This is a genomic window from Corynebacterium sp. MSK204, assembly GCF_030229885.1.
Classification (GTDB): Bacteria; Actinomycetota; Actinomycetes; order Mycobacteriales; family Mycobacteriaceae; genus Corynebacterium.
In genome coordinates this window covers 57,604-82,241 of record NZ_JASPGQ010000004.1, presented here as the reverse complement: position 1 = coordinate 82,241, position 24,638 = coordinate 57,604, and the positions used below count along the sequence as shown (strand labels likewise).

17 protein-coding genes are annotated in these 24,638 nt (G+C 59.4%); 7 read left to right on the top strand and 10 right to left on the bottom strand.

Going from position 1 to position 24,638, the window contains the following annotated elements; translation table 11 throughout:
• Positions 1-4: 4 nt before the first annotated feature.
• Both QP908_RS03835 and QP908_RS03830 read right to left on the bottom strand, forming a co-directional pair.
• Positions 5-1,015, bottom strand: a complete 1,011-nt coding sequence (locus tag QP908_RS03835; RefSeq protein ID WP_284771690.1) for an ABC transporter ATP-binding protein — start codon at positions 1,013-1,015, stop codon at positions 5-7.
• Positions 1,016-1,045: 30 nt separating this feature from the next.
• On the bottom strand, positions 1,046-1,540 hold the full coding sequence (locus tag QP908_RS03830) for an NUDIX domain-containing protein (protein WP_023024031.1): 495 nt from the start codon (positions 1,538-1,540) through the stop codon (positions 1,046-1,048).
• Positions 1,541-1,610: 70 nt separating this feature from the next.
• Between QP908_RS03830 and QP908_RS03825 the strand changes: the two genes are divergently transcribed.
• The 3 genes from QP908_RS03825 to QP908_RS03815 are packed head-to-tail and all read left to right on the top strand — an operon-like array spanning position 1,611 to position 6,987.
• Entirely contained in the window at positions 1,611-3,056 is a 1,446-nt protein-coding gene (locus QP908_RS03825; protein WP_284771689.1) for a GlnX family signal transduction membrane protein, read from the top strand.
• Positions 3,056-4,075, top strand: coding sequence for a glutamate ABC transporter substrate-binding protein (locus QP908_RS03820; protein ID WP_284771688.1), 1,020 nt, complete (start codon positions 3,056-3,058; stop codon positions 4,073-4,075). Before QP908_RS03825 ends, QP908_RS03820 begins: the two co-directional genes overlap by 1 nt.
• A complete protein-coding gene (locus QP908_RS03815; protein ID WP_284771687.1) occupies positions 4,072-6,987 on the top strand; it encodes a serine/threonine protein kinase in 2,916 nt (971 codons plus the stop codon). The genes QP908_RS03820 and QP908_RS03815 overlap by 4 nt, the downstream gene beginning before the upstream one ends.
• Before the next feature lie 16 nt (positions 6,988-7,003).
• Here QP908_RS03815 and QP908_RS03810 read toward each other — a convergent pair whose 3' ends face one another.
• Together QP908_RS03810 and pta are read right to left on the bottom strand one after the other, a co-directional pair.
• Entirely contained in the window at positions 7,004-8,227 is a 1,224-nt protein-coding gene (locus QP908_RS03810; RefSeq protein WP_284771686.1) for an acetate kinase, read from the bottom strand.
• Positions 8,228-9,595, bottom strand: a complete 1,368-nt coding sequence (pta, locus tag QP908_RS03805; RefSeq protein ID WP_284771685.1) for a phosphate acetyltransferase — start codon at positions 9,593-9,595, stop codon at positions 8,228-8,230.
• A 235-nt stretch (positions 9,596-9,830) separates the two neighbouring features.
• Between pta and QP908_RS03800 the strand changes: the two genes are divergently transcribed.
• Entirely contained in the window at positions 9,831-11,192 is a 1,362-nt protein-coding gene (locus QP908_RS03800; RefSeq protein ID WP_284771684.1) for an FAD-dependent oxidoreductase, read from the top strand.
• Here QP908_RS03800 and purT read toward each other — a convergent pair.
• The 3 genes from purT to QP908_RS03785 form a co-directional block, all read right to left on the bottom strand.
• Positions 11,189-12,541, bottom strand: coding sequence for a formate-dependent phosphoribosylglycinamide formyltransferase (gene purT, locus QP908_RS03795; protein WP_284771683.1), 1,353 nt, complete (start codon positions 12,539-12,541; stop codon positions 11,189-11,191). The genes QP908_RS03800 and purT overlap by 4 nt on opposite strands.
• Before the next feature lie 157 nt (positions 12,542-12,698).
• Positions 12,699-13,436: a class F sortase gene (locus tag QP908_RS03790; RefSeq protein WP_284771682.1), complete on the bottom strand. Its 738-nt coding sequence runs from the start codon at positions 13,434-13,436 to the stop codon at positions 12,699-12,701.
• Positions 13,437-13,571: 135 nt separating this feature from the next.
• On the bottom strand, positions 13,572-16,109 hold the full coding sequence (locus QP908_RS03785) for a VaFE repeat-containing surface-anchored protein (protein WP_284771751.1): 2,538 nt from the start codon (positions 16,107-16,109) through the stop codon (positions 13,572-13,574).
• Between the two features lie 1,835 nt (positions 16,110-17,944).
• Here QP908_RS03785 and QP908_RS03780 point away from each other — a divergent pair.
• A complete protein-coding gene (locus QP908_RS03780; protein ID WP_239269991.1) occupies positions 17,945-18,391 on the top strand; it encodes a hypothetical protein in 447 nt (148 codons plus the stop codon).
• Between the two features lie 136 nt (positions 18,392-18,527).
• Here the strand turns inward: QP908_RS03780 and QP908_RS03775 are convergent, their stop codons facing one another.
• On the bottom strand, positions 18,528-19,820 hold the full coding sequence (locus QP908_RS03775) for an adenylosuccinate synthase (protein ID WP_239269992.1): 1,293 nt from the start codon (positions 19,818-19,820) through the stop codon (positions 18,528-18,530).
• 88 nt (positions 19,821-19,908) lie between these two features.
• Between QP908_RS03775 and QP908_RS03770 the strand changes: the two genes are divergently transcribed.
• A complete protein-coding gene (locus QP908_RS03770) occupies positions 19,909-20,724 on the top strand; it encodes a hypothetical protein (protein ID WP_284771681.1) in 816 nt (271 codons plus the stop codon).
• Between the two features lie 52 nt (positions 20,725-20,776).
• Here QP908_RS03770 and QP908_RS03765 read toward each other — a convergent pair whose 3' ends face one another.
• Positions 20,777-21,991 (bottom strand): FUSC family protein, encoded by a 1,215-nt coding sequence (locus tag QP908_RS03765; protein ID WP_284771680.1) that lies wholly within the window; start codon positions 21,989-21,991, stop codon positions 20,777-20,779.
• Positions 21,992-22,170: 179 nt separating this feature from the next.
• Here QP908_RS03765 and QP908_RS03760 point away from each other — a divergent pair, with 179 nt between their 5' ends.
• On the top strand, positions 22,171-23,229 hold the full coding sequence (locus tag QP908_RS03760; RefSeq protein ID WP_284771679.1) for an HNH endonuclease signature motif containing protein: 1,059 nt from the start codon (positions 22,171-22,173) through the stop codon (positions 23,227-23,229).
• A 230-nt stretch (positions 23,230-23,459) separates the two neighbouring features.
• On the opposite strand, the gene fbaA is transcribed toward QP908_RS03760, so the two are convergent.
• Positions 23,460-24,494 (bottom strand): class II fructose-bisphosphate aldolase, encoded by a 1,035-nt coding sequence (gene fbaA, locus QP908_RS03755; RefSeq protein ID WP_023024081.1) that lies wholly within the window; start codon positions 24,492-24,494, stop codon positions 23,460-23,462.
• Positions 24,495-24,638 lie beyond the last annotated feature (144 nt).

Genomic DNA, 24,638 nt, shown 5'->3' with positions numbered 1-24,638 from the left:
CGGATTAAACCTCCTGCTCGTTGGGGCGGGCGAACCCACCGGACTGACCGGGCTGACCTGCCTGGCCCGACTGACCTGCCTGCGCGCCCGAGACACCGGGCGTGCCTGCGTGATACTGCACGGCATCGCCAGTGAGATCCATGAAGGCATCCTCCAGCGAAGCGCTTTTCAGGGTGAGCTCGTGCAGCGGCACCCCGGTGGAATAGGCCAGCTCGCCTACGAACTCGGTGGTCTGGTTGATGACCTCTAGCCGCGGGCGGCCCTCCTCATCCTTGGATTCGGTAAAGGAAACGCCCTCCTTCTTTAGGGCCTCACCGAATTCCGGGAGGTGGTTCGAGCGCACATACACCAAGGACTGCGAGTGGCCGCGGACGAACTCGTGGGTGGGCTTATCCGCAACCATTTTCCCCTTGCCAATGACCACGAGGTGGTCGGCCGTCTGGGCCATCTCGGACAAGAGGTGGGAAGAGATCAAAATGGTGCGGCCTTCTGCGGCTAGCGCGCGCACGAGCTGGCGCACCCAGCGGATACCTTCTGGATCCAGGCCGTTGACCGGCTCATCCAGGATGAGGATTCCCGGATCGCCCAATAGCGCGCCCGCAAGGCCCAAGCGCTGGCCCATGCCGAGGGAAAAGCCGCCGGCTTTCTTACCGGCGACATCGGAAAGCCCCACCAGCCCCAGCACCTCATCGACGCGGGAGGCAGGAATGCCATTGGACGCCGCCATCCACTTCAGGTGATTCGCGGCCGTGCGGTTGGGGTGCACCGCCTTCGCATCCAAAAGCGCGCCCACCTCACGCAGCGGGTGCGCCAAGTCGCGGTAGTGCTTGCCGTTCACGCGAATCTCACCCGCCGTGGGCTCGTCCAAGCCCACGATCATCCGCATGGTGGTGGATTTGCCGGCGCCATTGGGCCCCAAGAAGCCGGTGACCACACCGGGCTTTACCTGGAAGGTGAGATCCTCAACGGCGCGGACAGACCCGTAATCCTTAGTCAGTCCCTGTACTTCAATCATGAGCACTACAGTGCCATAATTTTGGATACTTTACCGGTACAGTTTTTCCACCCGCTGCCGCAGGGCGGGAAAGGCATGGCGGAATGGCGCGATAAGCGGCAGGTTTTCCACCTCATCCAGGCCCACCCAGCGCAGCTCGTGCGATTCTTCGTTGGCGGTGGTGGGCAGGCGCAGGCCGCTGCGGGTGCGCGCCAGCACGGTGGTATAGGTCCATTCCCCCGGCAAATCCCCCGCCGGAGGATAGGGCCCGGCCGTCACTTGGGTGTCGAGCACCTCGACATCGGCAGGCGCGATGGCGCATTCTTCGTGCGTTTCCCGCAGCGCGGCCTGGGTGGGGCTTTCTTGTAGGTCCCGCGCCCCGCCGGGAATCCCCCAGGTATTGCCGTTATTGGTCCACGCGGCGCGGTGTTGCAGCAGCACCTCGCGCCCGGCGACGAGGAAGAGGCCGGCGGCACCGAATTTTCCCCATACGCGAATGCCACTGGGGCCCGCCGCCCAGCCGTCTCCACTGTGAGGGTTATGCATATTTCCTATCCTAGCCACACACGCGGGTAAATGGTGGCGCCTAGCACACTGGGGGCGTTATTCTAAGTAAATGACTGAGCAGGCAGTGCGGGTAGAGTCAGAGCGCGAAGAGGACGCTCACCCCAGCGATCACTGGCTGGATGAGGTTACCGCGCCCTCTCGCCCGGCCCTAAGCGGGCTGACCCACCGCGCCATGGAATGGTTTGCGGGCCCGGCGCGCCTACTGCGGCGGTTTTATTACTTCGCCTCCACCACCCCGGGCAAGCTTTTTACCGTCACCCTGATCCTCACGGTGGCATTGGGAGCCGCCGGCTTATCGATGTCCCAATCTTCCGCCGCCCGCCACTCCGACCTCGACGAGCTGCTCAATACCACCGAGCCGATGTCCAACGCGGCCCACCACCTCTATAGCTCGCTATCGGTGGCCGATACCATCGCCACCACCGGATTCGTGCAGGCCGGCGTGGAATCAGAGGGCAACCGCGAGCGCTATAACGATGCCATCGATGCTGCCTCCATCGCCGCGACCGAATCCGTGCTGGGCACCACGCCTGACGATGCCCGCGTGCGTGACCTCGTTACCTTCATCCAGCGCGAGCTGCCCATTTATACCGCGATGATCGAAAAGGCGCGCTCGAACCACCGCGCCGGCAATGCCGTGGCTAATTCCTATATGTCCAATGCCTCCTCGCTCATGCGCGAGCACATTCTGCCGGCGGCATCCGAGCTATTCCAGCTGACCACTGCAAAGGTCAACCAGCAGCAGCAAAAGCTCACATCGCCGCAATGGGTGCCGCTCTCTGGCCTTTTAGCTGCGGTTTTCTTCCTCATCGTGGCGCAGTGGTGGCTGTGGCGCCAGACGCGCCGCCGGTTTAACCGCGGCTTTTTAACCGCAACGGTGCTGCTCTTCTTGGCCGTTTTCTGGGTCGCGCTGTCTAACCTAGCCACCTGGTCCACCGGCCACCAAGGCTTTGAAACGGCCTCGCGCCCGTGGGATTCGCTGACAGCCTCGCGCATTGAGGCGCAGCAGGCGCGCACCTCAGAAACCCTCGCGCTGGTGCTGCGCTCGTCTGAGGAAGATACGCTCGAGCGCTTTTCCGGATCGGTAGATTCCATCGAAAAGGCGCTGGGGGATTATGAAAGCGCGCTGCATGATGATGACGTCGAGGTCAACGATCCCGAGCTCATCCACAGCGCCCGCGCCGCCACCGAAAAGTGGCAAGACTCGCACGAAAAACTCATGAAGGCGCTGAGCGAGGGCGACTACGATGAGGCCGTCTACCAGGCCACCATCACGGATCCTGAGGATGGCGAGACCACCGCCGCGCAGTCCTTTAATGAGCTCGACAGCGAGCTTTCGGAGCTCATCGGCCAGGCGCGCATCGCCATGCGCACCTACTTAGAGCGTGGGCTGACCGCCATGACCGCGGTCTCCTCCGCCGTCTTCCTGCTCACCCTGTGCGCCATCTTCGCGGTGTGGCTGGGCATTCGTCCCCGACTGCAGGAGTACCTCTAATGCGCTACCGAGCACGGCTTACCGCACCGCTGACCGCCATCGTTGCCACCTGCAGTGTCTTCGCGCTGGCCGGCTGCGATATTCGCTCCGCCCCGCCGCTGGAATCGCCCGAACAGCAGGCACTCGATGCCAGCCCCGGCCCGCCGCTGCCGGAGGGCTCCACCATAGAAGAAGCCGGTAGCACCGCGTCCAAGAAGGAAGACGATACCGAACTCAGAGGCACCTACCGGCCGGATGGCAAAACGGCGAAGGAGCGGGTGCCGGACATCGTCAAGCGCGGGCGCCTTATCGTGGGCGTGGACCGCTCCAATAACCTGCTGAGCTACCGCGATGCCGCCTCCGGCGATGTCCGCGGCTTCGAGGTCGATATCGCTCACGAGATTGCCCGCGATATCTTCGGCGATCCCAATAAGGTGGATTTCCGCTTCGTCGAATCCTCTGACCGCACCGCCGCGCTGGATAATGGCACCGTCGATATCATCGTGCGCACCATGACCATTAGCCCCGAACGCGAGAAGGAAGTGGCCTTTTCCATCCCCTATATGACCACGCAGACCCGCATACTGGTCCTTACCAGCGCTGGGATGAATTCCATCGATGATGCGGAAGACAAAAGGCTGTGCGGGGTGCGCGGTTCCACCGCGCTGGATACCATCCGCGAGCGCGCCCCCAAGTCCGATATCCTCATCACCCGCTCCTGGGGCGATTGCCTCATGGCGCTGCAGCTCAACCAGGCCGATGGCGTGGTGGTTGATGATGCCCTGCTTTCCGGCATGGCCGCGCAGGATTCCTATACCTCCATCGTGGGCGAGCCCCTAAAGACCGAGAACTACGGCGTTGCCGCGCGCCGCCCCAGCAAAGATCATGACACCCGCCCGCTGCTGCGCCAGGTTAATTCCACCTTGGAACGTATCCGCCGCGACGGGACATGGTCCGACATCTTTGATAGGTGGCTCGGCGCTTATCTAGACGAGCCCACCCTGCCGTCGGGTACATACATCGAGGAAGATAAGTCATGAAGCATAACCCGAATTTCAGCGAAGACGAGCTCGAATACCTAGAGCCCGAGAACCTCGATACCCAGCGCCAATTCCGAAAGCCAACTACGTCTTCTTACCACGACGCTGACCACGGCCAAGACCCTGACCAAGACCGCAGCCAGGACCGAGGTCTCGGCGCTGCCGACTCCCCTGACGCAGCTAACACAGGCGACGCCGCCGACCCCGCTGGTCCGGATACCGCCGCTGCTCGCCCCAACGCTGACCATAGCGATAAGGGCACTAGCGAAGCTGATGTTGATACTGCCGCGGCGCAGGTTCCCGGCACGGCCCCCGCCGCTGCCTTCCCGAGTACGGAGGCCACGGGCAGGCGCGCAGCGCCCGGCAGCACGGCTGGCCAAAACGCTGCTGGCCAGGACACCGCAGCCCAGGGCGCGCGGAACGGCAACGACGCCAATGCGAGCGACGATCAAGTCACCACCGGCACCACTGGCGGACCCGGCGGCCGCAGCGACGACGGCGATACGGGCGATACCGGCGACACCGGCGGAGTGGGCACGGCAGCCGTGGCGTATGATCCGTTCGCCAGCGAACCCATCGAGCACCGCGAGGATCCGGGAACCTCTGCGGTGGCCTTCGATCCGTTTGCCGATGACGATGAAGACGACGACGGTTCCATCGACCCGGATCACCTCTCCAGCCTGCTCGCGGACTTAGAGAATATCCGTGCTCAGCGCGAGAGCGAACGCGATGAGAAAACGGCGCAGGAAAAGTCCTCGGAACGTTCGCGCCAGCAGGCGATCGATACCTTCCGCGAGCGCCGCGGCACGCAGCGCACCGAGCGGCCGGTTGCTGATGGCATGGTGCGCCTGCCGTTTATTACCCCGGCCGATCCCACCGCCGCCCTCATCGATCCGAAAGAGAAGATCAAGGGCAAAAAGGTCCCGCCACCGCAGCTAGAACCGGGCGATATGGTCGCGGAGCAATACGAAATCCTCGGCGTCATCGCCCACGGCGGCATGGGCTGGATTTACCTGGCCAATGACCACTATGTCTCCGGGCGCGTGGTGGTGCTCAAGGGTATGCAGGCCCAAAAGTCCGCCGATGAGACGGCCGCTGCCGAGGCCGAGCGGGAGTTTCTGGCAGACATTACCCACCCGGGCATCGTCAAGATTTTTAACTTCATCGACGATGACCGCGTGCCAGGTGGCTTCATAGTCATGGAGTACGTGGGCGGGCCATCATTAAGAAGCAGGCGCAATAAGCAGCCCAACGAGCTTCTGCCCGTCGATATCGCCATTGGCTATATCCTGGAAATCCTGCCGGCGCTGGAGTATCTGCACTCGCGCGGCGTGGTCTATAACGACCTGAAGCCGGATAACATCATCGTCACCGAGGACCAAGTCAAGCTCATCGACTTGGGCGCGGTTTCCGGCATCGGGGCATTCGGGTTTATCTACGGTACCCAGGGATTTCAGGCCCCGGAAGTCGCCTCCAAGGGGCCGTCCATCGCCAGCGATATCTACACCATCGGCCGCACCCTGGCCGCGCTATGCCTCAAGCTGCCTAGCGAGGATGGCGTCTTTCTCCCCGGTATCCCCAACCCCTCCAAGGAACCGGAGCTGCGCCGCTTCCTCTCCCTCTACCGCCTGCTGTTGCGCGCTACTCACCGCGATCCCCAGCGCCGGTTTAGCTCCATCAAGGAGCTGCGCACCCAGCTCTACGGCGTGCTGCGCGAGGTGCTTGCCATCCGCGACGGCCGCCAGTACCCCTCCCAGCACTCGCTCTTCTCGCCGCAACGTACCACGTTTGGAACCAAGCACCTGGTCTTCCGCACGGATCAGCTTATCGATGGCATCGACCGCACCATCCAAATCACCGCCCCCGAGGTCGTCTCCGCCTTGCCAACGCCCCTGGTAGACCGCGACGACGTCGGCGCCAGCCTGCTGCAAGGTACCTCCTATGCCGAGCCGCAGGAAGCCCTCGAGACCCTGCGCCAGGCCATGCGCACCCCGGAATACGAGCATTCCGCCGAGATTCCCCTCGGCGTGGTGCGGTCCATGATTGACCTGGGCTATACCGACGAGGCGCGCCAGTGGTTGGGCTCCATCGAGGACCGCCTGGGCCAAGACTGGCGCTACCAGTGGTACGCCGGCATTACGGAGCTCTTGCACGATGATTACGTCGACGCCCAAGAGTACTTCGCCACCGTCCTAGATTTATTGCCCGGCGAGGCCGCCCCCAAACTGGCCATCGCGGCCATCAATGAGCTTATCCTGCAGCAGATTGATTACAGCGAAACATCGCTTATCGATGCCACCGTAGCCCGCGCCTGCTCCAACCTCTACACCACCCTGGCGGATCTTCCCTCTTCCGCCTTTGAGGGCCAGCCGGAGATTTGGTCGCACGTCACCCAAGACCCGGGCGCGCTGCGGTTTAATTCCATGCGCCTATACGGCATCGTTTGGGCCACCAACCCCACGACGGTGTCCTCCGCCTTTGGGCTTGCCCGCCAATTGCGCGCGGAAGGGCAGGTGGAGCTGTCCGTAGCCACCTTGGATAAGGTGCCCAATGCCTCGCGGCACTTCCGCATGGCGCTTCTGACCACCGTGCTGCAGCTCATCGTGCACGACTTATCGGAGTCGCGCATTCGCCGCGCTGCCCGACGCCTCGAAGAAGTCCCCACCAACGAGCCGCGCTTCCTCCAAATCAAGATCGCCGTCATCTCCGCGGGCCTTAACTTCCTGCGCAACGCCGATCTCGCGCGGGCATCCTCGCCGAATGATCTCTTCGAGTATGCCTTTACCCAGCGCGGCCTGCGCACCGGCCTTGCTGAGACCCTACGGGCACTCGCCCGCCAGGCCCCGTTTAGCCGCCACCGCTACGCGCTGGTGGACTTGGCCAACCAAGTCCGGCCCATCACTACCTTCTAACGCTTACTTAAATGGCCTACTCAAATAGGCCTTCCTCGCGCGCCTTGGCGGCTACGTCTGCGGACTTCTGTGCGATGGCCAGCTCCTCATTGGTGGGAACTACCAAGACCTTGACCTGGGAGTCATCGGTGGAGATGACCCGCGGCTCATCGGAGCGGACGAGGTTGCGCTCTTTATCAAAGTCGATGCCGTACATATCCAGGTTGTACAGCGCGTCCTGGCGCACCTCGGTGTCGTTTTCGCCCACGCCGGCGGTGAAGGTAATGGCGTCCACGCGGCCCAGGGCAATCATGTAGGAGCCGATGAAGCGGCGCAGCTGGTGGATGTAGATGTTATACGCCAGCCATGCGTCTTCATCGCCATTATCGATGTGCTCGCGCAGCGTACGGAAATCGTTAACGCCCGCGATACCCTTGACACCGGATTGCTTGTTGAGCAGCTTATCGATCTCATCGATGCTCATGCCCGCCTGGCGCACCAAGTGGAAGATGATGCCTGGGTCGATATCACCGGTACGCGTACCCATGGCGAGTCCAGCCAGCGGGGTAAGTCCCATCGAGGTATCGATGGCACGGCCATTGCGGATGGCCGCCGCCGAGGCACCATTGCCCAGGTGCAGCGTGATCTGGTGGGTGTGCTCCGGATCGCGGTCCAAAACCTTCGGCACCTGCTGGGAGACGAACTCGTGGGAGGTGCCGTGGAAACCGTAGCGGCGGATATCGTATTTGGAGGCGATCTCACTATTGATGGCATAGAGCGCTGCTGCCGGCGGCAAGGTATTAAAGAACGCGGTATCGAAGACCGCCACGTGCGGAATATCCGGCAAGATCTTGCGCGCCACGCGGATGCCGTCCAGGTTGGCCGGGTTGTGCAGCGGGGCCAACGGGATGAGGTCCTCGATCATCGATTCAATTTGATCCTCGATGAGCTGCGGCTGCGAAAAGAGACGGCCGCCGTGCACCACGCGGTGCCCCACGGCGATGATATCGACATCCTTTGTGCCCACCTGATGATCATCCATCAATTCAAAGGCGCGCTGCAGGCCAAAGGAGTGATCGGGAACTTCTAATTTTTCGGTGAACTTTTCCCCACCGACCTTGAGGGTAATGGCGCCGCTTGGCTCACCAACCTGTTCCACCAGGCCAGATACGAGTGGATCATCCGTGGCACTAGCGGTTGGGTCCACTAGCTGAAACTTGATGGATGAGGAACCCGAGTTGAGGACCAGTACGTATGACATTTATTTCTCTCCAGCCTGGATAGCGGTAATGGCAACGGTATTGATGATGTCCGGAACGGTAGCGCCGCGGGATAGATCGTTGACCGGCTTGTTCAGTCCCTGCAGGATGGGGCCCACGGCCAAGGCGCCGCCGGTGCGCTGCGCGGTCTTATAGCCGATATTGCCGGCATCCAGATCGGGGAAGACGAAGACATTGGCCTTACCCGCGACATCGGAATCCGGCATCTTCTTTGCGGCAACGCCGGGATCGCAGGCGGCGTCGAACTGCAGCGGGCCATCCACTTTCACCGAAGAGTCCAGCTTCTTGGCGGCCTCGACGGCCGCGATCGCGCGCTCGACATCCGGGCCGGTGCCGGAAGCGCCGGTGGAGTAGGACAGCATGGCTACGCGCGGGTCGATACCAAACTGGGACGCGGTCTGCGCGGACACCACGGCGATTTCGCCCAGCTGTTCCGCGGTGGGGTTCGGGTTTACGGCACAGTCGCCGAAGGCCCACAGGCGCCCGCGCATGATCATCAGGAAGATGGAAGAGACCACCGAGGCATTCGGCTTGGTCTTGATGATCTGGAAGGACGGCTTAATAGTGTGCGCGGTGGTGTGGGCGGCGCCGGACACCATGCCATCAGCAAGCCCCTTGTGCACCATCATGGTGCCAAAGTAGGAGATGTCCTGCATGGCCTCGCGGGCCTGTTCCAGAGTCAGGCCCTTCTTCTTGCGCAGTTCCGCGAAATCGGCAGCGAACTCCTCTGCAAGCGGCGATTCCAGGTGGTCGATGATTTCAGCGCCCGAAATATCCAGCCCCAACTCCTTGGCGCGGGCCTGAACATCGGCTTCTTTGCCCAGGATGGTCAGCCGGGCGACCTCATCGCGCAGCAGGGCATCGGCGGCTTCAAGGATGCGGTCATCATCGCCCTCTGGCAGGACGATGTGGGATCCAGTCGTCTTGGCTTGGTCAATGAGCTGCTTCTGGAAGAGGTCTGCGGACATGACGGGCGCGGTTTCCTCTGCCGCGCTTAACGCACCGGGCACGGCCTCCAGGTCAGTGAAGACGCCTGCCACGGTGGCGCCGAGGGACTCTGCCTTGCGCCGTGCCAGCTCCGCGGCGCGCTCTGGGGCGCCGGAGATAATGACCAGCGGCAGGCCCAGCGCGGCGGCGACCTCCGCATCGAAGGAGATCTCGCCGGTGCCTTGGACCAAGAGGGCACCGGCAGTAGCGGTGGGCGCGTGGGCCAATACATCCGCCACCGTGGGGTCGAAATCTTCTAAGCGGAGCAGTTCAGCGCCAAGACTTTCCGCCAAGGCGGGAATATCGAGGCCATCGAAGCCGCGGCCGATGGAGCTTAACACTGTGGACTGGGATGCAGACATGCGGATTACCTTTCCTTTGCCGTCACGGGAACACTGGGAACACGCGCCGTAACATTATGCCGTACATCACAGTTACTAGCACGTGGTGACGACTCCACTGTACGTGAATCACCCCCTCCCCCGCCCTTCCGCAACCTCCTAAACTGGGGGTAGATAGCTCAGAGCAGTGTGGCATTTATCGCACTGCCACCGCGTAGAATGTGAGAAAAACCTAAAGAAAGGACACCCTAAACAGATGACTAGCCCCATGCGTGTCGCCGTGGTCGGCTCCGGACCGGCCGGCATTTACGCCTCTGACCTCCTCGTAAAGTCCGATGTGGACGTGCAGATCGATCTCTTTGAAAAGATGCCTGCGCCCTTTGGCTTGATTCGCTACGGCGTCGCCCCGGATCACCCGCGCATTAAGGGCATCGTGCAGTCGCTGCACAACATCATGGAGAAGGAAGACATCCGCTTCCTGGGCAATATCGAAGTGGGCAAGGACATCACCGTCGAAGAGATGCGCGAGTACTACGACGCCATCATCTTCGCCACCGGCGCCACCGCCGATAAGGAAATGGGCATCCCCGGCGAGGACCTCGAGGGCAACTACGGCGCCGGCGAATTCGTGGGCTTTTATGACGGCAACCCCAACTTCGAGCGCGACTGGGACCTATCCGCTGAGTCCGTCGCCGTCGTAGGCGTGGGCAATGTCTCGCTCGACGTGTCCCGCATCTTGGCCAAGACCGCAGATGAGCTGCTGGTCACCGAGATCCCGGATAACGTCTACACTTCCCTGAAGGAAAACCGCACCAAGGAGGTCCACGTCTTTGGCCGCCGCGGCCCGGCGCAGGCAAAGTACACGCCGAAAGAGCTGAAGGAGCTCGATGAGTCACCCACCATCGAGGTCATCGTCAACCCAGAGGACATCGAGTACGACGAGGCTTCCGAGGAAGCCCGCCGCTCCGCCAAGTCCACCGACTTGGTCTGCCAGACCCTAGAGTCCTACGCCATGCGCGAGCCTGGCGATGCCCCGCACAAGCTCTACATCCACTTCTTCGAGTCCCCAGTAGAGGTGCTTGGCGATGCCGGCCACGTCACCGCCATCAAAACCGAGCGCACCCAGCTCAACGGCGATGGCTCCGTGAGCGGCACCGGCAAGTTCACCGAGTGGCCGGTCCAGTCCGTCTACCGCGCGGTGGGCTACCACCCACAGTCCGTCGAGGGAATTCCCTTCAACGACGACACGGCCACCATGCCCAACGACGGCGGCCACGTCCTGACCGATGTGGACGGCGAAAAGCTTCCCGGCCTCTACACCACCGGCTGGATCAAGCGCGGCCCGGTGGGCTTGATTGGCAATACTAAATCCGATGCCAAGGACACCACCGGCATGCTGCTTGAGGATTACAAGGCGGACAAGCTCGACTCCGCCACCAAGCGGGATCCGCAGGATATCCTCGACCTGCTCAGCAGCCGCGATATCGCCGTCACCACCTGGGACGGCTGGCACCGCCTCAACGCCGCCGAGCAAGCCGCCGGCGAGCCGCACGGCCGCGAGCGCATCAAGATCGTCGAGTGGGACGAGATGGTCAAGCACGCCGGCCCGCAGGACTAGTCGGTATCGTCCACCCCTGAGGTCAGCTTGGGGTCGAGTTCGACCCCACCCTCGTATTCAACGACCTCGATATCAGGCACGTTTTCTGACTGCGGGTCGATGCCGCGCGCACCGCCCTGCGCGAGCAGGCCAGGCGTAGAGGTCACGCTCACCTTATGCGCCGCCAACGCGGCGCGGTCGCGGGCCTCTTCCACCGTTTCCGCCGTCGTGGTCACAAGCCCCATGCGCCGGCCCTTATAGGCATCGGGCTTGCCAAAGAGCTTGACGTCCGTCTCGGCATAGTGGAGAGCGGAGGCGATGCCGGTAAAGGCGACATCGGCAAGCGGCTCTGGCGCGTGTAAGAAAACGCTGGCGCCCGGGGTTATCAACGTGGCGTCGATGGGGTAGCCCAAAATGGCGCGGGCGTGCAGATCGAACTGGGAAAAGCGCTGCGTATAGGTGGTAAGCATCGCCGTATCCGAAGGCCGCGGGGAAACCGAAGAAAAGTAAACATCATCGCCGGCGACGAAAAGCTCTACGCCATACACGCCGCGCCCGCCCAGCTCATTGGAAATGCGCGCCGCAACCGACCGCGCGTTCTCCAGCGCAATCTCGCTCATGCCGGTAGGCTGCCACTCCTCAACCAAATCGCCCTTTTCGTGGCGGTGACCAATGGGCTCGCTAAACCAGGTGGCCAGCTTGCCCGTGGCCGGATCGATGGACCGGATGGCCAAGAGCGTCACCTCCAGGTCGAAATCCACGAAGCGCTCCGCCACCACGCGCTGCGAATCCGAGGACACGCGGCGCACCGTCTCCCACGCCTCGCGCACGTCTTCCACATCCCCCGCCAGCATGTGGCCCTTGCCCGAGGTGGACACGTCCGGCTTCACGATGCACGGAAATCCCAGCTCCGTCGCCGCTTCCTCCAGTTCTTCCACAGAGGAAGCAAAGCGGTAGGCGGAGGTCGGCAGCCCAATATCTTCTGCCACCGCGCGCACCCGCTCGCGGTCCTGGGTGAGCGCGCAGGCGCGCGCCGTGGGCACGACGACGGCATCGGTGGACTGCTCAACCTGCTCGAGGGCCGCTACCGCGCCGGTTTCCACCTCCGGCACCACGTAGTGCGGCTGAATCTGCTGCACCAATTCTGATACCTGCGCGGAGTCAGTAATATCCGCGATATAGCTATAGTGCGCCACTTGGTGCGCCGGCGCCCCCTGGTACTTATCCACCGCGTGCACCTCAAGGCCCAGGGACTGGAAGGAAATAGCCAGCTGCTTTCCCAACTCGCCCGCGCCGAGCAGCAATACCTTCGTGGCATTGCCCGTCAGCGGCGTGCCGATATGACCGGCGATTTTGCCTGGAATATCCATGACTTTGCTCCTTTGATTCCGCTCCGAGCAGCAGATACTTCCCCAAATTATTTCATAGATGCTCGCCGCATCCCGGACACACATGCGTGAAGTGCACAAACGCGAGCGCCCGGCCAAGGATCTTCTTCCTCGGACCGGGCGCTTGCGGGTTCTTATGCTAGGCCTGGGGTGCCTCTGGTGGAACCGGGGCATCGACTGGCTCTGCCACGGTAATGATGTTGTCCTCATACCCCAGCGCACCGCCGACGAACTTGCCGCCGCAGGTGATAAGGACCAGGCGGTTGGTACCGTCCGTGTCATTAACCACGTCCGGGAAATCCCCGCCCTTGGGCAGGCGGTACGGCTTTTCCGTCACGCGGAAGGTGCGCTCCTCACCATCGATGACCACCGTGAATTCCTGGTTTTCCTGCAACCGAGTGAATTTCTCCGCATAGCCGGTGCCTTGGCCCTGGTAATTCACGTGACCGGTGATGACACTGGAGCCGACATTGCCGGCATCGCCAGGCACGGCCGAGGCGGAGTACCAGCCCAGGCGGGAGACATCGTGTGGCGGCAGCAGCACGCCCTGGTCGGTCACCTGCATCGGGTCCACGGCAGCGTACTCGCCATCGATGCCCACAGACATGCCTTCAAAGCCCTGGAACTCGCCCGGCGCCGGCTCGAATTCGTGCTCCTGCGCGCCGGAATCATCGACGTAGGCATCGCCCTTATCGTCCGGAGTGTCTACGGCCGAGACGCTTTCCGATGCCCCCTCACTAGCCTCATCATCTTCCCCACCGGTGGTGAGGTAGAGGGCCAGCTGTATCAACATCAGAATTACGGCCACTACCAGCACGATAAAGCCGATCTTCTTACCCCGGCTTACGGGTTCCTCGCGGCCTGTCTCCTCAGACATTGCCCAATCTCCTCATTGTGGTCTTCTCGATGGTTCATCAGATGGGTTGCCCCCTCCAGCGTGTGCGGTGACACCCTGAAGGGGGACATATTGTGCCCAGGCGCTATGGCCTGTTACCTGACCAGTACGCTCACACTACTGAATGTAGTCCCGCATACCTGGGTCAAGCTTGGTAGCACCGGACGGTACGGACTTGATCTGCGTACGTCCTGCGTCGGACGGTAGCGGTTTACCAGTCTTTCCAGGCTCTTGGCCCATAACCTCGACAGGACGATCGTCCTTGTCAGTACCCTGGTCAACCTTATCCGGCGTATCTTGGCCCTTCACCTCGGTGGGGCGAGGCTCTTCGCTGGAGTTCTGGTTAACCTTATCCGGCGTATCCTGACCCTTCACCTCGGTGCTTGGGTGCTCGCCGTGGCCCTCGGTGTCCTTCTCAGGACGATCCTTCGGCTTGTCGTGATCATGGTGACCGTGGTCGTGATCATGGTGGCCGAAGATAATCTTGCCCAGGCCGATTCCCAAGCCAATGCCCGGAATCAGGATGGCCCACTTAGGAATCTTGCCCTTAGACGGCTTGCCTGGGACATCGGAGTCATCAGAGGTTACGGTCTGATCCTCATCATTGATGTCCTTGTGCTCAGCAACCTTATTCGGCTTCTCAGCATCCGGAGTGTCCTCACCCTCAGCGTCAACCTCAGTAGAAGTCAACTCCTCAAAGGCAACCGCAGCCTCAACCGGCTCCGTCACATCACTATCAACAGTGATCTTCACATCAACCTTGCCAGCAGACTTCTCCGGAGTAAAGGTCGTCTCACCCTTACCCAAAACAGTCTCTTTATCGGCCTTGCTAATCAACTCAGCCTGCAGCGTGTATTCCTTACCAGGAACCAAGCCCTCATAGCTGACCTCATCAACAATCTCAGCACCAGCAACAACCTCATGCGAACCCTGAGCAAAATCAGCATTCGTCGAAATCTCCGGCTTCAGAACCTTCTTAGAATCCTCAGAGATTACCGTCTGATCCTCATCATTGATGTCCTTGTGCTCAGCAACCTTATTCGGCTTCTCAGCATCCGGAGTGTCCTCACCCTCAGCGTCAACCTCAGTAGAAGTCAACTCCTCAAAGGCAACCGCAGCCTCAACCGGCTCCGTCACATCACTATCAACAGTGATCTTCACATCAACCTTGCCAGCAGACTTCTCCGGAGTAAAGGTCGTCTCACCCTTACCCAAAACAGTCTCTTTATCGGCCTTGCTAATCAACTCAGCCTGCAGCGTGTATTCCTTACCAGGAACCAAGCCCTCATAGCTGACCTCATCAACAATCTCAGCACCAGCAACAACCTCATGCGAACCCTGAGCAAAATCAGCATTCGTCGAAATCTCCGGCTTTGCCGAAGTATCAGCAGGCTCTTCCGGCTTTTCCGAAGAAGTCGTGCTCGAAGGCTCAGTGCTGGTCGTAGTCTTCGAAGTGGACGTCTCCGAGTCCGACGGCTCCGAGGTTTCAGATTCCGAACTGCTCTCCGTCGATGGTTCAGAGCTCTTGGACTCCGAGGCGCTTGGCTTCGAGCTAGTCGTTGAAGTCTCCGACGAAGACGACTCCGAAGGCTGGTTGTCCTTCTTAGTGTTTACGGTCTGGTCTTCGTCGTTAATGTCCTTGTGCTCAGCAACCTTATTTGGCTTCTCAGCATCCGGAGTGCCCTCGCCCTCGGCGTCAACCTCAGTAGAGGTCAATTCCTCAAAGGCAACCGCAGCCTTAACCGGATTCTTGACGTCACTATCAACAGTGATTTCCACGTCAACGTTGCCAGCGGACTTCTTCGGAGTAAAGGTCTTTTCACCCTTACCAATTACAGACTCGTCTGCCTTATTAACCAATTCCGCATTCAGGGTGTATTGCTTCCCTGGGACCAAATCCTTGTACTTAACGGTATCGGTTACCTTAGCGCCGGACTCAACCGATTCACCCTTGGCAAGCTTCGCCTTGGTGGAAATCTCTGGGTTCCAGGTGGTATTTACAGTCTGCGCCTCGTCGCTCAGGTCCTTGTGCTCTGCGATGACATTCTTCTTGTCAGAGTCAGAGTTGGACTTTCCTTCCGCATCAACCTCAGTAGAGGTCAAGGTTTCAAAAGCAACTGCCGCGTCAATGGGCTTCTTAAGACCGCTGTCAACAGTGATCTCCACGTCCACGTCGCCGGAGGACTTTTCTGGAGTAAAGGTCTTCTTGCCCTTGCCGACGACCTGGTGGTCTCCAGCCTTATCCTTCAGCTCAGCCTCAAGGGTGTATTTCTTGTTCGGGACCAGGTCCTCATAGTGAACCGTATCCTTCACCTTGGCACCAGCAACAACCTGGTCAGCATCGTCGGCAAACTCTGCCTTGGTGCGAATCTTGGGCTGCAACTTCTTCTCGGATGCACTAGTAGTTGGAGTCGATTCGCTAGGCTCAGTGCTTGGCTGAGTAGTGGTTTGCTCCGTCGAAGGTTCCTCAGAGGAAGTGGTCTCCTCTGTCGAGGTCTCCTCATCGGAAGGCTGCTCTTCCGTGGAGTTCGGAGTGCTCTCTTCCTCCGTAGGCTCATCTTCCGTGGTTTCTTCCTCGGAAGGCTGCTCGGGAGTCGTGGATTCCTCCGGCTCGTCCCCCTCGGTATCAGGTAGACCAGGCTGATCCGGCGGCATCACAGGCTGGTCCCTGCGTGTTTTATCGACCCTACCTTTATCATCGTGAGGACGAACAATCGTGATATAAGCATCTTCAGGCTGTTCCGGAATCTGCACGGATGGATCTTTTTCGAATTTTGGCGGGTCATAGTCGTCTACAATTCGATACCCAGTCAGTTCCGTAAATTCCTCGTGGCTTCCCGTAAAGCTAGGGTATGTAGGCTGACCTGGATCAAGCGCACCGTAAGATGGGTCTCGGCCAGTAATAGTAGCGGCAGCTATAGCCCGTGATGTGTCCTTCTCAGCAATTAAAGCTGCTAAATACACGGAGTAGTTTGCAGCAGCCTTACTATCCTTCCGCTTCGCTGCATCCTTCAATTTCCGTGCAAGATTGATCACACCATCCCTGTATTCGGGTGAGATTTCAAGCCTTTCTGCGTTTTCCTTCGCATATACCCGATTTGTTTGCAGTGGGATTTGGGCGAATGGTTCGATACACCAGCCCCATCCCACGTTGTTGTTCGGGTTTCCTTTACCAGCACCCTCTGGCGGCGTTCCTGCCCAAACAAGTGGCCCCCAAGAAGTATCTACTCCTTTGGGCATAATCTTGTTTACATCTCCCAAACTTACATTTGGCTCAAAATCTGTAGGATTACTTTCCTCAGCATTTGCTTGATTCCAGGGAACAGTGACCATAGCAGCAATAACCGCAAATGCAGCAAAGATTGCGGTTAATACAGTCCACTTTCTCCGGGATAAATCGCGCACTCCGCTCATCTTCTCCCCTTTAAAAGGACATCTTCTTACAATTCGCATCTACACAACTCGAACTTCAGCTGTGTAGAACCTAAATGTGAAACTTGAACACACGATAGACGATCCCTGTTCACTAACCGCTACGATCGCCACCGTTTGTGCCTTTAGGAGAGTACCAGTCCATGCGTTCAAAGAGAATTATTTCAAACTTATCCAAGTGATACGTCAACGAATTTACTATGCCAATTCCGGTTTACCGATAAACGGAAGCTGGCAATTAAAACCGTCATAAATAAACCTTTGTTCGTAGGTGAACTTCACTCCAGAATACTATAGGTTAATAGATAACTTACAGCTTTTAGTAGATTTACCATTTCTATTGACGCTGTTACCAGCATTTTCTGAACTCAGTCTTGCACCCCACTAAATGTCGGTACACTTTTTAAACAGTCACAAACATTGGTTTTACGCAATACGAGCCTTCAATCACCTGAACTCCCAAAATGAAAGACCGCAAACAATGGCGACCACATGTTCGATTCAACTTACCTTCAGACATTATTCAGTTATGTATAACTCCCCTGTAGGCACTGATTAAGAAAATTATTTGCATTTAAGGAAATGCTTTCAAGAAGTATCAAACGTCACAGGAAAACGTGCATACTTCGCGCAAAATTGCACTGTAAATAGAAGTCGTGCAGTAATTGAAGCGTCCACTAAAATGGGGGATAAACCAAAGTTACAGTCTGCTTTTCTAAAGTTTGACAGGAAATGGACGCTACTTTGGCTTAAGCCACTTTAATGAGCTAAATCCCATCAAATGTCAGCTTTTATTAGCGTCAACCTCCAGTGCACCCCTCGCACCCACCGGCGTTGTATTATATTGCACTCCGGTTAAACTTAATAGCGAATGTCACACTTCAAGACGAATAATGCGGGTCTAATGCCACATATTGGACTAAAGCATTTTTTCCGTCAATAGCTTCTAAAACAAAGTTTAATGAACGAATCAACAAGTTGAATTCCATATAGTTACTCGCCTTTTACGGTGCTAGTATTTTTATCGGTTTCAGACACTAACCCAGAAAGGATCGGAAATGTCTATTCCTTCTTTTATTGCTAGCGCCATCGCTGCTGTACTACCGCTAACTGGCAGCACCGGCCCAGTTGACGCCCAGGACCAGCTTGCTGAGCCAGAGGTAACCCAGACCGCTGACGTTGAGCAGTCCACCGACCAGTCCGATGAGCCCGGCGCTCACGCCGAAAAGGGCCATATCACCGGTGACAAGGAAGATGTAATCAACGGAGACCAGGACTATTCTGCACCTATCCTGCAGAGCGGTAAGTTGGCTGTGCAGCGCGAACTCGCGCTCGCTACTGACGAGCTGGGCCACGAGTTCATGAACATCGACTTCAAGGACAGCCACAGCGCACACCTGACCTTCCCAGACACCTATAACCCGGATACTGACCAGGCAGCCGTGGACCGCGTGCTGGAAGCACTCAAGATCAACGGCTACGACAACCTGACCGCCGCTTACTAAAGCTGAACGGTCATAGCCTCGGGGAGCGCCCCGCGGAATCCTAAAGAAGGGGCGAGGTACCTCAGCAAGGTACCTCGCCCCTTCTTACTTTTATGAGCTCGCGGCTAGGCCGAGCTCATCACCGCAAATACGTCCATTACTGGTCTTCCATGACATCGTGGCGCACGATGGTTTGGTCGCGGCCAGGTCCGACACCGATATAAGAGATGCGGCAGCCGGACAGCTCTTCAAGGCGCAGCACATAATCCTGTGCCTTCTGCGGAAGCTCCTCGAAGGTGGCGCACTCGGATATGTCCTCGTCCCACGCCGGCATGGTTTCAAAAATCGGCTCGGCGTGGTGGAACTCAGACTGGGTAACCGGCATCTCGTCATAACGCTTGCCGTCGACGTCATAAGCCACGCAGATAGGGATTTCCCCAATACCGGTCAGCACATCGAGCTTGGTCAAGAAGTAATCCGTAAACCCGTTTACGCGCGTAGCGTAACGAGCAATCACGGAATCGTACCAACCGCAGCGGCGTGTGCGGCCGGTGTTCACGCCGACCTCGCCGCCGGTGGTCTGCAGGTACTCGCCCCACTTATCAAACAGCTCGGTAGGGAACGGTCCGGCGCCCACGCGGGTGGTATAGGCCTTGATAATGCCCAGCGAGGTCTTAATCCTCGTCGGCCCAATGCCAGAGCCAACCGATGCCCCACCCGCAGTCGGATTCGAGGAAGTCACAAACGGATAGGTACCGTGGTCGACGTCCAACATGGTGGCCTGGCCGCCCTCCATGAGCACGTTCTGACCATTGGCAAGCGCTTGGTTGAGCTCAAGCTCCGCGTCAATAACCATGGGGCGCAGGCGCTCGCGATAGCTCAGGAAGTACTCCACAATCTGCTCTGCCTCGATGGCCTTGCGATTGTACATCTTCACCAGCATCTGGTTCTTGATCTCCAGCGCGGACTCCACCTTCTGCCGCAGGATGGATTCGTCGAAGATATCTTGCACGCGAATACCAATGCGCGCGACCTTATCAGCGTAGGTCGGCCCAATGCCGCGGCCGGTGGTACCGATGGCGCGCTTGCCCAAAAAGCGTTCCTGCACGCGGTCGAGGGTCTGGTGGTACGGCGCCACGAGGTGCGCGTTCGCGGAAATCTTCAGGCGAGAAGCATTCGCCCCTCGTGCCTCGAGGCCATCAATCTCATCAAAGAGCGCCTCAAGGTTAATCACCACGCCGTTGCCCAGCACCGGGGTGGCGTTTTCAGAAAGAATCCCGGCGGGCAGGAGCTTCAGCTCGTATTTTTCACCGCCGACCACGACGGTGTGCCCGGCGTTATTGCCGCCGTTCGGCTTGACTACGTAGTCAACTTTCCCGCCAAGTATATCGGTAGCCTTGCCCTTGCCTTCGTCGCCCCATTGGGCGCCGACAATGACGATCGCTGCCATCTTTTAAGTCACTTCCTCATTATTGAAGCCAAAATACGCATTTACCTTACACTTTTCTGGCCGGATTAGCCCACGTAGCATGATGTACATGCGTTTTTTGTTCCTCCGCTGCGGTGCCTCGGACATTGACTTGCCCGCAGAGGCTTTTGACCTTTCGGCCGTTCCTTCCCGCAAGGAGCTCGCGCTTATCGATGCCGCCGCCACCGATCTCCTCCCCCACGATCCCACGCCTTCGCTGGACGAGATCGCCGCGCAGCCCGATGTCCGCCACCTCGGCGCCCCTGCCGCCGCCCCGCAGGAGCCGTACTTGGAGGACCGCCTGCGCATCGTCGTCGCGGGCTCGGACTCGGCGCTGAACGCCGTCATCACCCGGCTCATGCGCGCCGATAACCTGTGGGCCGAGGTCGCGTTCATCCCCACGGGCGAGTCGGCCGCCGCCGCCAATTGGGGCCTTCCCGCCGCGCCGCAGGAGGCCCTTGAGCTCGCCCGCACCGCCCCGGTTCGCCCGGTGCCGCTCATCCGCAACGATTCCGGCCAGGCCGTCGCCGGCTCCGCGACCATCTCGGATTGGTCCAATGGCCCGTTTACCGGTGAAATCATCATCGATGATGACACCCTCGCCGCCTCCGGTCGCGGCACTTTTGGCGCGCGGCTGGTCCCCATGACCGATGCTCCGGGCATCCTAGCGGCCCGCGCGACATCGCCCGTCGAGCCCGAAGGTCGCCTGCGTTCCTTGCTGCGCAAACCCGGCCGCCTCGACCCGGATTCCGTCCACACCGGCCGCGCGGTCCAGGCAGGCGGCCCCCAGCTGCGCGTGCTTGTCGATGCCATCCCCCACAAACGCCCCCTCACCCGCGTCACCTTTTACCGCCATCTGCGCGACCTCCAAGTCGTGCGTGCCTAGCCCTCCTCGCTACTCGCACCCACTTTTTCGCTGGATTTGCGGGCAGGTTCTGCTAATTCTTCCCCTTTTGTTTATCGTCGCGTTCCCATACTTCCGGCGGGAATGCCGGGTGCGTAGAGGTAGGAACCAGGTGCGCAACGGCGGACTCGCGCGAGAGTCCGCACACCATGAGCATGTCCACAACGATGGACCTCGTCTGCGCGAGGATCGTATAGGCAGAAAGCGTTGCGCCTTCTTCGATAAGATCCATGCCCGCTTGACCGCCCACGTAGCGCAGCCGCTGCACAAGTTCGGGAATCTCTATCGCCTCATCGTGGTCTCGCTTTTGCCGGCCGTAGAGCTCTCCTACCGCCAGGATAATTTCTGATAATTCCTCCAAGAGCTCTAGCTGCTTATCGGACACGGTATCGCCGTCTTCGGTAAGCACGAGCGCGCGGCGCGATAGCACCCGCACCCCGCGCACCGCGTTATCTACTGGCAACAGGATGCGTTCCAGGGACCGAATGTTCCTGCGCGAGGTCCACAAAAGAGGCGATACTTCCGAGGCCTCCCTGCCCGATTGTGCCGCGCTCAACAGCGTATTCACGTCATTTTGCGTGCCCCGCACCGCATCGCGGGCATCGCGAATGATCTCGGGATTGGTATCGCGGATGCCATGCGTGACGTCGTTAAGAATGCTGGACGCAATCCTCAGCACTTTTGATACCTCCCGCCGAGCTTCCTTCAACGGCGAATTCGGGATGAGCGCAATCGTGATAAGCCCAATACCAGAACCAATCATCGCGTCGATGGCCCGGTGCAGGCCACCCGGCCCCTCGGTGGGTGGAAAAATCGTGGCAATAAGGATAGAGCCAAAGACAATCTGGTTGGACACCAGCGGCGATTTGGTAATAAAGGAACCCACCACCAGTCCTGCCCCCACGATGAACAGGATCTGGAACGGCCCCTGCCCCACCACTTGGAAGAGCAAATCACCCAAGGCCACACCGACGATGCCGCCCAGCGACATCTCCACGGCCCTTTTCATCCTGTCTCCGCCCGAAAGGCCCAGGATAATAACGGCCGAAATAGGCGCGAAGAACGGCTGCGGATGCCCAACGACGGAGCTAGCCACCCAATACGCCAATGCGGCACCGACGGTGGCTTGGATTATATAAACGAAGCGCGAACGGATGCGTTGCAGGCGCGATAATACTGAGCGGTCCACCACCCGCAGCATTTGCCTCGTTGAGACTCTTTGTTTCGCTTCCGACATGACCTCCAGCATAGAAGACCGCTCTTTACCACCGCCCCCGGATACCCGCATCTCGGCCCCGCTGCAGGTTGTGGATAACACGCTCTATATGCGCGATACCGACCCCCTCCGCGCGAGAATTCCACAGATTCGCCGTTTCGCCTTGCGCATCCATTGCCGCATACCCCGTCGCGCTTCTACGGTCAGGAGCCGTGAACACAGAATTTTTGCAACTTTGCCGTCGCGGTGTGGACCTCGTCGCCGAGTTTCAGGGATGCTCCGAACAGCAGCTCATCGAGGCCGGCGCCAGCCAGATCCTCGCCGCGCAACTCGCCCGCCTCCAGCACACGTATTTCGGCCGCACCTCCAATAGCCGCAAGCAGCGCCTCGCCTGCGAGGCCGCTCGTTCTCGTGGCCACGATCTCTCTGTGCTTGAAAGCATCGAGTCTTTCGCCCAACGCGTTAAAGACACCAACCGCAGTTGGGATCTCCGCCTAGAGCTCTGCCGCGCGGAGGCCCACCTGATTCCGGCAATTGCGAAAAAGCGCCTGAAACAGCTCAACCCCACCAAGCGTCCCTCCCACGGCGTGCGCTATACCCGACGCCCCGACGGTCCCCACACCATCTCCATCACCGCGGATCCCACCGATATCGCGGATATCAAGGGCGTTCTCGCCTCCGTGGATAAAGAAAACCCGCTCGCAGCCGCCAAGCAGATCATCCTCGAAGGCAATCCCGGCGCGCTCCCCACGGTGCATACCAACGTGATCATCACCCTTGACCAACTAGATCGCATCACTGCTGGCCAGGGCGATGACATCATGCTGCAACTTTCCAACGGCGCGCGCATGTCCGGCGCCAAGCTCGTCGCCCGCACCCTCGCCCAGCGTGGTTACGTCAGCTTGATTCATCCTGAGCACGGCGCGGTGAACCTGTATCGCACGGAGCGTATAGCCAACTGGAAACAGCGCATGCTAGCCCGCGCTGAGCATCCTATTTGCGCTTGGCCCGGCTGCTCCACGCCTGCCGATGACGCCCAAGTCCACCACCTCACCGCCTGGGCCGCTGGCGGCCCCACGAACCAAGAAAACCTCGTAACGCTCTGCGCTCATCACAATGCGGTGAATCAAGATGATGATTCCCGCCCCACCGCACGTGGGCGCATGGTTCGCATCAAGGGCCGCATCGCCTGGATCCCGCCGTGGAGCGGTAATCCGCGCTTTATCCCCTCACCCGCCCATTCATCACGACCAACGAGGAGTTCTACCTAATCTGCCATCCTCCCATTCTGCCTAATCTCGCTGGCATAGCTTGTCTGGCTGATCTGATTTAGCTGACTGATCTGACTCATCTCCGGCAAGGCCCCACCGCATCCTTGCGCCCCACAGATAGGCCTGGATATAGGACTCAAGATAGAACCAGGGATAGGCCCAGAAATAGGAAAAGCCGCCTCCCGCACAGGGGGAAGCGGCTACTTCGTCGTGCCTAGTTTAGGCTCATCCTACTTGGCCGTGGTCTTGCCCACGGAGTGGAGGTCCTGGCATGCCTCGATGACGCGCTCGGACATACCCTGCTCTGCCTTCTTCAGGTAGGAGCGTGGGTCGTAGACCTTCTTGTTGCCCACCTCGCCGTCAATCTTGAACACGCCGTCGTAGTTTTCCATCATGTGGCGGGCCACTGGGTTGGTAAACGCGTACTGGGTATCGGTGTCCACGTTCATCTTGATGACACCGTAGCGCAGCGCCTCTTCAATCTTCTCCTTCTCGGAGCCGGAGCCGCCGTGGAAGACGAAGTCAAAGGCGTGCTCGCCCTCGCTCAGGCCGAGCTTCTTCTGCGCAACCTTCTGGCCCTCCAGCAGGACCTCGGGGCGCAGCTTCACGTTGCCCGGCTTGTAGACGCCGTGCACGTTACCGAAGGTAGCGGCCAACAAGTAGCGACCCTTCTCGCCGGTGCCCAGGGCATCGATGGTCTTTTCAAAGTCTTCCGGAGTCGTGTACAGGTTATCGCCGGCCTTGGCCTCGACACCGTCTTCTTCGCCGCCAACGACACCAATCTCTGCCTCGAGAATGATGTGTGCCTTCTTCGCCTTTTCCAAAAGCTCCTGGGCGATGACCAAGTTTTCATCGATCGGAATAGCAGAGCCGTCCCACATGTGGGACTGGAAGAGCGGGTTCTCACCGCGGTCAACGCGCTCCTGAGAAATAGCCATCAGCGGACGAACGTAATCGTCCAGAACTTCCTTCTGGCAGTGGTCGGTGTGCAGGGCGATATTGACGCCGTAGTGCTTCGCGGCCTCGTGCGCGAAGGCGGCTAGGGCCTGAGCACCTTTAACCTTGTTCTTGACCGCGAGGCCAGAGCCGAACTCTGCGCCACCGGTGGAGAATTGGATGATGCCGTCAGACTCTGCCTCGGCAAAGCCCTTCAGTGCTGCGTTGATCGTTTCAGACGAGGTGCAGTTGATGGCCGGGAACGCGAAGCCGTTCTGCTTCGCGGTGTCCAGCATCTGGTTATACGCCTCAGGGGTTGCAATTGGCATGAAATTCCATCCTTAAAGTGGGATTGCGGTCAAACACGTTCCAACACCCAATTATGCCCACATTTCCGGAATCCCGCCGTAAAATTTGTGTGACATTTCCTGTGTTTACAATCCGCCTCTCAACACTGCGGTGTCCCCCTCGGC